Annotated in this window: 11 protein-coding genes; 8 read left to right on the top strand and 3 right to left on the bottom strand. The window is 68.7% G+C overall.

Features of this window, described 5'->3' with window-relative positions; all coding sequences use genetic code 11:
* The first annotated feature begins 35 nt into the window (after positions 1–35).
* Together IEZ17_RS09930 and IEZ17_RS09925 are read left to right on the top strand one after the other, a co-directional pair.
* The gene (locus IEZ17_RS09930) at positions 36–1,181 is read left to right on the top strand and encodes a hypothetical protein (RefSeq protein ID WP_189298618.1); all 1,146 of its coding nucleotides are present in this window, start codon (positions 36–38) and stop codon (positions 1,179–1,181) included.
* Positions 1,182–1,261: 80 nt separating this feature from the next.
* Positions 1,262–1,777, top strand: a complete 516-nt coding sequence (locus IEZ17_RS09925) for an NUDIX domain-containing protein (protein ID WP_189298616.1) — start codon at positions 1,262–1,264, stop codon at positions 1,775–1,777.
* 121 nt (positions 1,778–1,898) lie between these two features.
* On the opposite strand, the gene IEZ17_RS09920 is transcribed toward IEZ17_RS09925, so the two are convergent.
* Positions 1,899–2,405: a hypothetical protein gene (locus tag IEZ17_RS09920; protein WP_189298614.1), complete on the bottom strand. Its 507-nt coding sequence runs from the start codon at positions 2,403–2,405 to the stop codon at positions 1,899–1,901.
* 294 nt (positions 2,406–2,699) lie between these two features.
* Here IEZ17_RS09920 and IEZ17_RS09915 point away from each other — a divergent pair, with 294 nt between their 5' ends.
* The 3 genes from IEZ17_RS09915 to IEZ17_RS09905 all read left to right on the top strand — a co-directional run bounded on the left by IEZ17_RS09915 (position 2,700) and on the right by IEZ17_RS09905 (position 6,059).
* A complete protein-coding gene (locus IEZ17_RS09915; protein ID WP_189298612.1) occupies positions 2,700–4,625 on the top strand; it encodes a hypothetical protein in 1,926 nt (641 codons plus the stop codon).
* Between the two features lie 73 nt (positions 4,626–4,698).
* The gene (locus IEZ17_RS09910; protein WP_189298610.1) at positions 4,699–4,974 is read left to right on the top strand and encodes a hypothetical protein; all 276 of its coding nucleotides are present in this window, start codon (positions 4,699–4,701) and stop codon (positions 4,972–4,974) included.
* A gap of 257 nt (positions 4,975–5,231) precedes the next feature.
* On the top strand, positions 5,232–6,059 hold the full coding sequence (locus tag IEZ17_RS09905) for a hypothetical protein (RefSeq protein WP_189298608.1): 828 nt from the start codon (positions 5,232–5,234) through the stop codon (positions 6,057–6,059).
* A gap of 303 nt (positions 6,060–6,362) precedes the next feature.
* On the opposite strand, the gene IEZ17_RS09900 is transcribed toward IEZ17_RS09905, so the two are convergent.
* Complete coding sequence (locus tag IEZ17_RS09900) at positions 6,363–6,770, bottom strand: acyl-CoA thioesterase (protein WP_189298606.1); 408 nt, start codon at positions 6,768–6,770, stop codon at positions 6,363–6,365.
* A 95-nt stretch (positions 6,771–6,865) separates the two neighbouring features.
* On the bottom strand, positions 6,866–8,272 hold the full coding sequence (locus tag IEZ17_RS09895) for a helix-turn-helix transcriptional regulator (RefSeq protein ID WP_229852115.1): 1,407 nt from the start codon (positions 8,270–8,272) through the stop codon (positions 6,866–6,868).
* Between the two features lie 1,069 nt (positions 8,273–9,341).
* Here IEZ17_RS09895 and IEZ17_RS09890 point away from each other — a divergent pair.
* The 3 genes from IEZ17_RS09890 (at position 9,342) to IEZ17_RS09880 (ending at position 11,912) form a co-directional block, all read left to right on the top strand.
* Positions 9,342–10,403 carry a hypothetical protein gene (locus IEZ17_RS09890; protein WP_189298603.1) on the top strand — a complete coding sequence of 354 codons (1,062 nt, stop codon included), beginning with the start codon at positions 9,342–9,344 and terminating at the stop codon, positions 10,401–10,403.
* Positions 10,400–11,155: an ATP-binding protein gene (locus IEZ17_RS09885; RefSeq protein WP_189298601.1), complete on the top strand. Its 756-nt coding sequence runs from the start codon at positions 10,400–10,402 to the stop codon at positions 11,153–11,155. The genes IEZ17_RS09890 and IEZ17_RS09885 overlap by 4 nt, the downstream gene beginning before the upstream one ends.
* A 127-nt stretch (positions 11,156–11,282) precedes the next feature.
* Positions 11,283–11,912 (top strand): WhiB family transcriptional regulator, encoded by a 630-nt coding sequence (locus tag IEZ17_RS09880; protein ID WP_189298599.1) that lies wholly within the window; start codon positions 11,283–11,285, stop codon positions 11,910–11,912.
* Positions 11,913–11,961 lie beyond the last annotated feature (49 nt).

Below are 11,961 nucleotides of genomic sequence, written 5' to 3'. Positions count from 1 at the left end.
AGGCCACGCACCGAGAGCCCAGCAGGAGTCAGCCGATGCCCCTTCACACACCAGCCGCCGGGCCGTGGGGCGACGCCCTACAGCGAGCCACCGAGGCCACCGCCGCACGCAGTATCAGCGGCATGGACGAGATGTGCTGGGACGACGTGGCGATGCGCAACATCGTCGCCGTGGTGTTCTACGCCCTGCACCTGCGCGACAGAGAACCGGTCGAATCGATCTCCTGGAACGCAGTGCTGTGGCAGCTGCGCGACGACCGGCAGGTCGCCGCACTGATCACCAGGGTCCTACCCGAGGCCGGCCACGACCTCGCCCGTACCGCCGCGCCCGGCGATCCCGTGGCCGAGACCTGGCGATGGCTGACCCGCACTTGGGATCCGCACGCCCCCACGAAGGGTTCCAGCTCCGTACTCCTGGGCCATCCGCACCACGCCGAGAGCGGCTGGGGGCCAGATGCCCCGGAGCCTCGGTGGGGCGGCATGAGCCGGGGAATCGGGGGGCTGCCCGACCCGGCCCTGGAGGTCTGCACGCACTGGGCGGCAGGCGTCGTCCAGACTGCGATCATCACCGAGCACGGCGGGCACCAGGTGTTCGACCGCGTCGAGGTCACCGCCGGGGCCTTCGAGGGACAGCGCGGGTACGTACGGGACTCGGGCTGGATCTTCGACGACGGAAACGAGACGGTAGAAGGGCCGGCCGGGTATGTGGTCGACCTCGACGACGTCGAGGGCACCGTGGACATCGACGCCGACCAGCTCCAAGCGTGCGCGGACCTGCGTTGGGCAGATCGCCCCGCAGGCACGCTCAAGGCCAGCCCTCCTCCCGGTCTGGGCGCCACGCTCCCGCCCCGCACGACGTGTGCCGAGGACCTGGCGGAGATCCTCGACCGGGCAAGCAATGCCGAGATCGTCCCCGCCGAGCTGCGCCGCACCATCGGCGCCGCAACGGAGCATCACCACCTGGAGTTGGACTGGCAGGCCAGCCCCTCGCCGCATCGGGTCACATGGCGGGTGCTCCAGCACTGGTACCAGCTGGGCGCGCACTATGCGGACGACCAGCGTGCCGACGTTTTCGAGGTGGTCGTCACCAGGCACCTGCATGATCCTGAGCCCGTCCATCGCCTCGCGCTGAGCGAGGAGGACGTGGCTGCCGTGGTCGCCCGCTGCTCCGTGCTGGATTGATCGCCCAGTGCCCGGAACTCGGCGGCGAACGAGGCGCTGGCTCGGCGACTCGGGGAGGATTGAGTATGGGGTGGACGCAAATGGCGACCGAGGTGGTGCACTGCGGTCCCTTCATTACTCTGAACCGCGACTCGGTAATCCGGCCGGACGGCAGCAGCGGCACGTACGAGCACATCACGATCGACAACGCGGTCCGCGTGGTCGCTCTTGACGACAATGACCAAGTCGCCCTTGTGGAGGATCATTTCTACCTTCAGCAACGGCGCGTCCTTCACCTTCCAGGAGGTGGCAGTGGCGGCCAGGAGCCGAAGGAGGCGGCGTTACGCGAACTGGAGGAGGAGACGGGGCTCGTCGCCGGCAGCATGCGTCCGCTTGGCGTGATCGACCCGCTGCCCGCCGCGACGGCCGCGACCACTCACCTCTTCTTCGCTACCGACCTGCGGGCCGGCACAGTCCATCGAGACGACACAGAGATCGGCATGACCGTGCGCTGGTGGAAGCTGAGCGAGGCCATAGAGGCTGTCCGTGCTGGCCGTATCACCGAGGCTGGCAGTGTCGCCGCGCTACTCCTGGCCGCGAGCGTGCCGGGCCGCTGACCGCCTGCTTCCGGATACTGCTGATTTCCTCGTGGTCCTTGCAACACAGGTGATGGTGGTCGTCAAAGACGGACGGAACACCGCGGAGTGATCGCGTGGGGCCGCGATGCCCTCGATTGCCTCAAGCAGTCGGACCTTGGGGAGCGGTGAGGCTGTGCCCGGTGAAGGCTGCCAGCTTGTCCTGGAGTGGCACGAGGTGTCCGAGCAGGTGCTCCGTGCGGCGGCGGGCCGTGTCGTACGAAGCCCAGGCCCGCACACGCTCCGGGGCGGGGAACTCTCGGTCAAGGGCGCGGACGGTGTCGTCGGTGGTCGGGAGCGCGTGCTCCGCGCAGTGGGCGAGCCACGGCTCCCGGAGCAAGGTCAGCTCGTGCGAGGCCCGGCTCGCGTCGAATACGGGCAGGGTCAGAGGGTGATTCGGCCCGAGTGCGGTCAGCAGGTTGGTCAGCGCCCGGTCCACGTGGACGCTGTGCTCGACGGAGGCACCGACGAGGCTGTCCGGGTCGTCGTAGTGCGCGCCGTGCGCGCAGGCCGGGGCCCGCAGGGCGAGCGTCAGTTGGGCCTGCCACGCCGCGGCCTGGGCGTCCGAATCCCGGGCTCCCGTGCGCTGAAGGCTCCTGATCCAGGACACTCGCTTCTTCCCCTTCCGTCCATGCGCTGGCTTCGTTCGTCACTCTGCCACCGCACGAGGGTGCACACCAGGGGACCTGGAAGCCCGGCCCCGGATAAGAGGGTTCCCCGATGGATTCCGCGTGCTCAGGATTGTCCAAAGGGCAGCCACGACGGCGTAGCCGGCGCCAGTGTCTGTCGGACGGCAGTGCTGAAGTCGGCCTGGCGGCGAGTTTGATCGCGACTGCGGAAGCCCGATCTTGGACTTCTCCAGGACCCCTGCTCCGCGACGCTGCGCGTGTCTACGATGCCGTTCATGGGCAATGACCTCGTGGGCAAGCGGTGGGATGCGGCGTGCGCGAAAGCGCGGGAGAGCCGGCCGTGGCCGAGAGACGAACAGGATGCTCTCGCCTTGGTCTACTACCTCATCGCGACCCACGAGTCGGTCGAGGTGGAGGGCATCTCCACGCAATCGGTGCGCTACCGGATCGACAATCCGTTCGTCCTGCAGCAACAGCTCACCGAACTGATCCCTGGCCCACGCTCCGGGCCCTCCCTCGATGCCGCGGCGGCAATGGCCGAGCGGACCCGGACACGGCTGGCTGAAGCCGAGGCGGATGCGAACGAGTCCAGTGGACAGCATCCGGTGGAGGGCCGGATCCGGCACGTGTGGAACTCGATGCAGGGTGTCCATTTTGAGGACCGGGAGGATAGCCTGATGTCCGACGAGGTCGGCATCACGCTGGCCGAGGGGCACCGGTGGCGTGACACCGGGGTGAATCTGTTCGAGCAGGCGGTCGGCAAGCTCCGAGCCAGTCTGGATCGCGAGTTGCTGAGCGCCGGCGGGCACCCGTCGCTGGGGGCCACGGTCGAGGTCACTGATGGTGTGCATGTGGGCCGCACCGGCAGCGTGTCCGCCGTCAGCTGGCAGGCGGATCACGAGCGGCACACCATCGAACCGGCGCCGGAATCGTTCACGGTGCGGTTCAGTGATCTGTACGAGAGCATCGACATCGCGGCCGCTGATGTGACCGCGCTGCCAGAGTGGGACCGCAATTTCGTGGTGGTCCACGCGGGAGGGCCGTTCCCAACGGAGTGGAGTGCCTCCGTCCTGCTCGCGGATGCCGACGAGAAGTCGCTCTGGCGGCAGACCGTGCTCGATGCGCTGCGCGATGGGTGGACTGGCTTCGGGCGCCTGGTCGTCTTCGTCCCGCGCCAGGGCGACGGCAGCCAGATGGCCGCCGAGCATCATGACTGGGTGAGCCGGGCGGCCTCGTGCGCCGACGAGATCATCGTCCGCTGTCTGCCTGGTGTCTCCGCCCCGCTGCAGCGGGGCCTGTTGGCGGACATCCCGACCGCTGCGGTCTGCGGGCGGCTCGTGGTCATGGTCCCTGGCGGTGAGCCTAATCAACTGCTGAGCCGGTGGCTGGAGCAGCACGCGGCGCCTGTGGCCGGCGGTGCGGCCGAAGCGGCCTCCATCGCCCTCAAGCGCATAGAGCGGGGAAGCGAACGCAAGGGCGGGGAACGGGACGTTCCCCTGTTGGCGGCCCGGACAACCGGCTACTTCTGGTGGAGTTCCGCCCTGCGGGACGCCGGCAGGGCACTCATCAGTGCCGAGATGGAATGGGTGCACAGCAACGAAGACACGGGGCACGAGGCGCTGTGGTGGTCGATGCGCGCGCGCATCCGGCATGCCGACTACCACGTCACCAGCGAACTTCTCCTGTGCCACCCCATGATGACCAGCGTGGTCGCCTATCGCCGACGCGAGAAGTGGACGGACTGCGAGATCGTGCTCGTCCCCTGCGACAACAGTCTGTCCAACATCCCTGTCCGCGAGGCCCCGAAGGGCCTAGCGCTGCGACTGCCGACGATCCTCACGGACTTCAGCGGCGGAAGTGATCACCGCGAGCGCAGCCGACGAACCCTCCACGAACTCTTCGATATCGACGGCATCGATATGGACCGGCTCCGGACACTCGGTGGGCGCAACGACTCATCCCTCGTGGCCGCCAACCGCAATGTGACCGTGCTCGAACTGACCGAGGACGAACTCGCATCCCTCCTCGGCCGAGACGACGGCGCCACCGACGGCCCGGCGGGACCTCCGTTGGTGATCTGCCGAGTAGCGGACCTCCTGGCCGAGCCGGTCTGCGACTGGGCCACGTTGGGTGCCATCACCCGGGCCGTCATGCCCACCTGGCCGCCGGCTTCCGGAGACTTCTACACGGGCCGCATGTGAGCAGCTCCCAGCACAACACCCCACGTCCGCCGGGCACCGAGTTCCGTATGGTCACCGCGACCGGCTGGGCGACTTGAAGAACGAACTGATGAACCCGGCGCCGCGCGTGCAACGTACCGGGTGCACGCGGCCGGTGCAGCCTTGGGAGGGGCAGACAGCGATGGATGAGCCAGAAATGACACGTCCCGATGAGCAGGACGAGCACCATCTGGCATGTGGTTCGATCCTGCTGCAGGAGGAGTTGGTCCGGTTCAGCTCCAGAGCCATGATCGACGACATGATGGCTGTGGTGAGCCGGGAGGCGATGGCGGCCCGACTGCGGCAGCAGGGACACGGCGGGATCGGGTAACCAGCACAGACCTGACAGGTTCGGCTCAACAGCCCCCTCCTCGTACGTTACGTTGGGGGCGGCGCAGGTCGTGCACGCGCCGAGACCGCCTGACATCGTGCCCACGCCGCATCTGTCCGGCGCCCGGTCGAAGGCTCGCCGGATACGGTCCGGCACCCGGAGCGCTCGCTCCGGCGAGGGCCCACGCTGCTCAGCCCTGTCCACACCGCGGACTTCAGGGCGGGACGGCGTGGGCGCCCGCTCGATCGGAGTCGACCATGACCAAGCGGGGCAGCAACGATCGCAAGGCCAAGGCCCGAAAGGTCGCCCGGGAACAGGGCGTTCGGATGACCGTGGCGCACTCCCGGTTGCTGGAGGCCAAGAACCGGGACACAGCCAGGCCGGCCGACACCGATGGGAAGCGCATGCAGCCGGAAGACCCTCATGAGCTGCGGATCCATCGCTTCCTCGTCGAGGGAACCGTCGAGGTCCTCGACGGATATGCCGCGTCCCACACCCTCGGGTACGACAGCACCGGCCGTCTGCGGGCTGGTTGCCGGTGCGGCTGGGTCAACCCTCACAAGGGACCGCGCTTCCCGGACTCGCCCAGCCCCTATGGTGTGGAGGCACCCGAGCAGAAGCACTGGCGCTGGTACCACCTGACGGCCTGGTCCCAGCACGCCGCGGACGCAGAGGGCGAGCCGCCATCGGCACAGGTCGTCCAGGATCCAGACATCTCCATCAACGACCTCACCCGCCAGGTGATCTTCGACCTCCGGCTGCTCCTGGACCACGCCCAAGACGACGCAGACACGGTGGCCTCCGTATACGGGGCCACCGAGACACTCCTGCGGGCCGAGCGTGTCCGCATTGCCCGCGAGCGCACCCCGTTCCTGGAGCCGAGCGGCCGGGAAGCCGTCGAGGCGCCGGGGGTAGATCTGCACGGACTCCCCGACAATCTTGCGGTGGGCCTGCGCGTCCTGCTCCGGCGCACCCATAGCGGCCGGACCGGCGGCCACTGGGAGCTGCGCGCCATCGAGCTCGCGGCCGGCGAGCTGCGCCGCCTAGTCCTGCTCACGGCGCACCGGACGTCCGCCTCAACCTGAGCACCGGGTTGGAAGCGAGCGGACGCCGGACGGGGCGCTGGCCCCGCTCAGAGACGATCCCCCAGCCGATACCCAGGGGATGAGAGGCAGAGTGCCTGGAGGGCGAGGCGCTCCGAATTCAGCGACGATCCGTAGCACGGAAGTTGTGGCCGAATCGCCCTCCGCAGACCGGCGAAACGCCCGGCGCTCAGGACTCGCTACAGCGGTCGATGAACGCCAGCTCCGCTCCGGTGAGGCGACGGGGCCGGCCGGTGCCGAGCTCGTAGACGTCGACGGCGGCCATGCACCGGCACCGGGGGCAAGTCAGGCTTCCGTGTAGCGGGCGAAGAACTCGGCCTCGGCTTCCGAGATGCGCCGCGGGCTCCCCGTGTCCAGGTTGTACGCGGCCATCTTGGTGATGGCCTCGGCGTACGTGCGGTCGGCGTCCCGGATCGCGTATCCCAGCTCAAGTCGCGCCCCCCGGCAGGTGACGACCCATACATCCACATCGACCGGCGCCTCGCGGTAGACGAGAGGCGCCTGGTAGTCCACGACGGACTGCTTGACCACGAAGGCGTGCTGACGGCGCTCGGCCTCGTCGGCGGGCAGCATGTCGTGGAACATGCGAGTCCTCGCCTCCTCCAGGTACGTGAGGAACCGCGAGTTATTGACGTGCCCGTAGGAGTCCGCGTCGACCCAGCGCAGCGGGAGCGGATAGGTGTACTTGGCCATGTGGGGGGGCTTCCTGTGAAGAGGGCGGGGTACGGCGGAATGTGCATCCGCGGGGAAGCCGCCGACCGAGGCGGCCTCCCCGCAGCACTGACGGTCTAGAGTTCTTGCCCCCGCCGGGCATCCGACTCGCCGGAGTCGCCGCCTTCGATCATGTGCCGAACCTGGCGCAGCACCCGCTGCTCGGTGTCACGCTGTTCGATCAGCTGTCCGATGCGCGCGGTGGCCGCGTCGGCCTCGGCCGGCAGTGCGGCACGTACCAGCTGGTGGACCTCGGCGAGGCACTCTCCCTGCATGGCTTCCCTCGGTATACGAGCGATGACGGTGGTGGGCGAGACGTGGGTGACGGACCAGCAGTCGGCCACCTCTTCCACTGCCCACACGACAGTGTGCTGATCGGGCGCGAGTGTCAGCTGGGCGTCGGGGCCCATGAGCTTGCTGATCGCCGGCATCGGGATGCGGCTCTCCCCGGCCAGCGCTGCCGCCTCTTCTGCGGTCGATACGACCATCCGGGACGCGAGGGCCGCTGCCTCCCGCCGCCAGCGGGTGGCGGCGTCCTCGGCCACGCGATTCTGTGCGTGCCGCTGTGCTGCTTCCAGGTCGTCCTGGTTCGCCGTCACCGCGGCCCAGGCGTTGCGGGTGCCTCCGAGGGCATCGCGCTCGTCCTCGCCGCCTTCGACCCAGGTGATCACGACGAAACGGCACTGCGGCATCGACGCAGGGTAGAGGACATGGCTGACGACCTCGACCGTCTCCCAGTCCAGCGTCGGCACGTTCATGCGGAACACGTGGCCGTCGCGGGTTTCACCCATGTCGTTCTCGGTGTCCCAGATGTGCCTGACCTTGGGGTCCTTCTTGACCTTTTCGATCAGGGCGCGCAACTCGGGGTCGTCGTCCTGCCTCGTGGCCTCGGCGAACTTGAGCATCTTCACGTAGGCCGAGGCGTGCATGTCCCAGTCCTGGTAGTGGTCGCGCGCCTCCTTCGACGTCAAGGCCCATAGGATGAGGTTCGCCCCCGGCTCCATCACCCAGGACCACCACTCGGCCATGGCGGTGTTGAAGCCGAGGATGTTCCAGTGCTGGTCGCACAGGTAGGCGGGGCTGGGCATCTGCCGGTCGATGAGCAGCCGCAGCGCCTGCTGCAGCTCCGGCTGGCCGGCGCCGCGCGGTGGTTTCAGATTCGACCCGATGTTGTGCAGCTGGAGTGCACGGCGCTCCTCGCGGTCCAAACCGAACAGGGTCGACAACGATTCGCATTGCGCGGGGGTGAGCCGTGGCGGCGTCGCGCCCTTTTCGATCTTGCGATAGGTGCGCTCCCCTATGCCCATGGCCTTGGCCGTCTTGGCCTGGGTGGGGCGACCGCGTGCAGCCTTCCGCCATCGGTACAGCAGCGCGCCGAAGCCCATGTACTGGCCTGCGGGCTGCGGATCATCGCCGCCATCCTTGCCCCGAGCGCCTTCGTCTACACCGTCATTACCGCTGGAGTCATGTCCATGTGCGACCACGAGAAACCTGCCTTACGCCTCTGAATGACTCCCAGATCCCGGGCACACAAAAGGGGTCAGCGCATGCGCACTGAACCCCCGCCCTTGGCCCCCCGCCAGGGAACAATAGCCAATATTTAACTGATCTTGAATTCATGTGGCACGGGCCACAAATAACCCCTTCACCCTTGTTCAACATCGGACAACTTACATCCGACAGGTCGGCACGTTCGCACCCGAAACGGACGCGCCACTTGATCACTAAGGGGTGCCCGGCCGGAAATCGGCAAAACGGTGCCGGTTTTCGTCAAGGCCCCTATTTACTGGTCTAGACCGCCCCCCGCAGGGCGTCGCCGAGACGGCGAACCACCCCCATTCCCCTTATGCGGTAAGCGACTTACGGCACCGTAGGCGAATCGGCGAGGGCATGCCAGCCGCCTGACCTATGCGTGTAAATCGGGCAAAAGATCACCGTTGACGCCCCTCATGCAGCTTGGCTTAAATCCTTCTGACCAGCCGGTTCAACACGTTGTGTCATGAGGTGCAGGGGGTCGCAGTGCAGATCATCTCCGGGATGCTCGGGGCGATCCGACGGCTGCCCACGTCACGACCAGCAGCCTCGACCCGCAGGCGCAAGTGCCGGCGCCCGCCTTCTGCGACTTGTACCGCGGCCTTTAGCTAAGTCTGGATCTTGTCGCAGCGTCCGCATATGTTCGTCGTCCCTCGCCGGGCACCTCGCCCGGCGCCGGAGACGAGGAGGAACAGCGTGGGCCTTAGAGGGACCGGCCGGGGCGGATAGCCCGGAAAAACAGCGGCGGCGCCTGAGAGGTGCAACTCCCAAGCGCCGACCGCCAAATGGAACTCCTGCCCGTGCAAGGGCCGGAGATTTACCCACCATCACCGCACCGGGCCAATTCCCTAACACGCCCCGGAGCGGCGCTCACTTCAGAGGAGAGTGTTGCATGCGCACTGCCCTGCGCAAAAGACCGGTCAGCCCGGTCAGCGCGGCAGGCTGCCCCCTGTCCACTGCCCGTGACCGCATGCCGGTCCGGCAGGGCCCGCTCCGGCGCAGCACGGGAGGTGGGGCCTGATGGCACGCATCCGCACGATCAAGCCGGAGGCGTTCGAATCGGAGGACCTGGCCTCGGTCAGCCTCACCGCCGAGCGGACCTTCTTCGGGCTCCTGACCCAGGCCGACGACTCCGGCCGACACCGCGACCACCCCGCCATCATCGCCGGGCGGCTGTGGGCCCTGCGTCCAGAACACACCGCCACCCACGTCGCCCGCGACCTTGACGAGCTGGCCTCGGCCGGGCTCCTGTGCCGCTACACCGGATGTGACGGGCGGACCTGGCTGCACATCGTCACCTGGGACCAGCACCAGAAGATCAACAAGGCGACCGCTTCCCGCCTGCCGCGCTGCCCCAGCCACCAGGCCCGGCAGCACTGCGGCAAGTGCCAGAACGCGGCCTGCCCCAGCGCGCGGGCAGAGACGTCGGCCACGTTGGCACTGACTCCTCCCGCAGGACTCCCGGAAGACTCCCGGAGCTCGCAGGGAGGGCGCCCCAGCCCCGTCGTCCACACCCCCGGCACCCCGGAGGGTGCTCTGGAGCCCGAGACGGCACCGGTGGGCGCCGCTACGGGCACCGGCTCGACGCCAGCGGGTAAAACCGCAGGTCAGACTGCACTACCGGAGGACTCCCGGAGGACTACGGGAGGACTACGGGAGGAGTCACGCCCTGGATCTAGGATCTTGGATCCTGGATCTTTCCTTACGGGGCGCGAGGCGCCCGCGCCCGACGCCTCGTCGGCGAAGGTCTCGGCCAAGCAGCTGGTGGCCGAGTACGTCCGAGGCTGCAACCGCCGCCCTCCGGAGGACTTCCTCGGCCACCTGGGCCGGAAGATCAACGCCCTGCTCGACGAGCAGTTCGAGGCCGGCGACATCCGCGCCGCGCTCGACAAGCTGCGGGCCAAGGGGCTCAACCCCAGCGTCCTGCCGAGCCTGGTGAACGAGGTCGTCAACGCGACGCCGCAGTCGGCCGCCGCGCTGTCGTCCGCCTCCGGCGCGGGGCCCTGGGCCAGCACCGCAAGCTCCTACACGCCGTACCTCAACCCCACCGCCGAGCCGACGACGTTTGGAGGCCACCTGTGACCCGCGCCCGCTACGCCGACCCGCAGCCCGCGATCCCCGAGCGGCTGCGCAAGCGCCTGGAGGCCAAGCACGCCGAGCTGGGCCTGGACCTGGACCGTCCGCTGCCGGACACCCCGGAGCCGATCCCGGCCCTGGAAGCCGCCCAGGCCCGCATCCCGGTCGACTACCGCGCAGCCCTGCCCGAGCACCCGGACGTCGCCGCGTGGGTGAGCGCCATCGCCGGCAACTCCGTGGCGCCGAACGCCGAGGGCGTCAACCCGCACTACGGCACCGCCGGGCGCAGGGAGATCACCCACGGGCCCAGCCTGCTGCTGTGGGGCTCCACCGGCGCCGGCAAGACGCACCAGGCGTTCGGCGCGATCCGCGCCCTGACCGCCGCCGGGTGCGGGGTGCACTGGCACGCCACCACCGCCGCCGACCTGTACGCCGACCTGCGTCCGCGCGCCGGGGTGGACCCCGAGCACATGCTGCGGCGGATCATGCGGATCCCGCTGCTGCTGCTCGACGACCTCGGCGCGGCCAAGCCGAGCGAGTGGACCGAGGAGATCACCTTCCGGCTGATCAACTGGCGCTGCCAGAACCGGCTGCCGACGATCTTCACCAGCAACATGCCGCCCGTGCGCACCGACCGGATGCCCGCGCGCCAGGCAGTGCTGCGCGACAAGGTCGGCGACCGCGTGCTCTCCCGCTTGTCCGGCATGTGTACCGCGGTCGAGTTCACCGGGCCCGATCGCCGCTTCCAGCGCCGCTGACCTGCCCCTGCGCCACCGATCCCCTCGTGCGGCCCTTGCCCGCCGCACCCTGTCCCGCCTCGCCGCACACCGCCGCACCTGCGGTGCTGCCCTGCCGCCTTCCTGCGAGGCGACCTCGGAGACTCCCTTGCGCTACAAGACCACGAACGACTCCCCCGCACCGGACCTGCGGGGCACCGGCGACCACAGCTGGCACGACCGTGGCGCCTGCTACGGCATGGCCCCGGCCCGCTCCGACAAGCTGTTCTTCCACACGGTCCGTGACCGCCTGGCCATCGCCGAGGCAAAGCGGATGTGCGCCACCTGCCCGGTGAAGAAGGACTGCTTCACCTACGCGATCGACCACCAGGTCAAATTCGGCATCTGGGGCGGCCTGACCGACAAAGAGCGCAAGCAGTGGCTGGAGAAGCGCGGCGAACGCCTGGACTACGACCGCATACGCTCCACCCTCCAGGGCCGCGATGTGCCCCTGACCACCGCGGAGCGCAGCACGGTCATCCACCAGCTGTGCCTGCGCGGCTGGAGCCCGGAACGCGTGGCTCACCGCCTGAACGCCGACCTCGACTGGATCCGCGACCTGATGCGCGAGGCCGCCCGTGTCATCGAGGCGCGCGACCTCTACTGGGACCTCGTGCAGGAACCCGACGGCAGGCTCCGCGAACCTCACCCCGGCAACCCCGACGAGGAGCACGCCGCAACGCACGGTCGCGAGGCGCAGTCCCACGCCCTGATCGCTTCCCTCGGAAAGGCTGCATGACCACCCCACCGCTTCAGAGCCTGGGACCACTTCGCCATCGAGCCCACCC

The organism is Streptomyces albospinus, assembly GCF_014648695.1.
Lineage (GTDB): Bacteria > Actinomycetota > Actinomycetes > Streptomycetales > Streptomycetaceae > Streptomyces > Streptomyces albospinus.
This window is presented reverse-complemented; position numbering and strand designations above follow the sequence as displayed.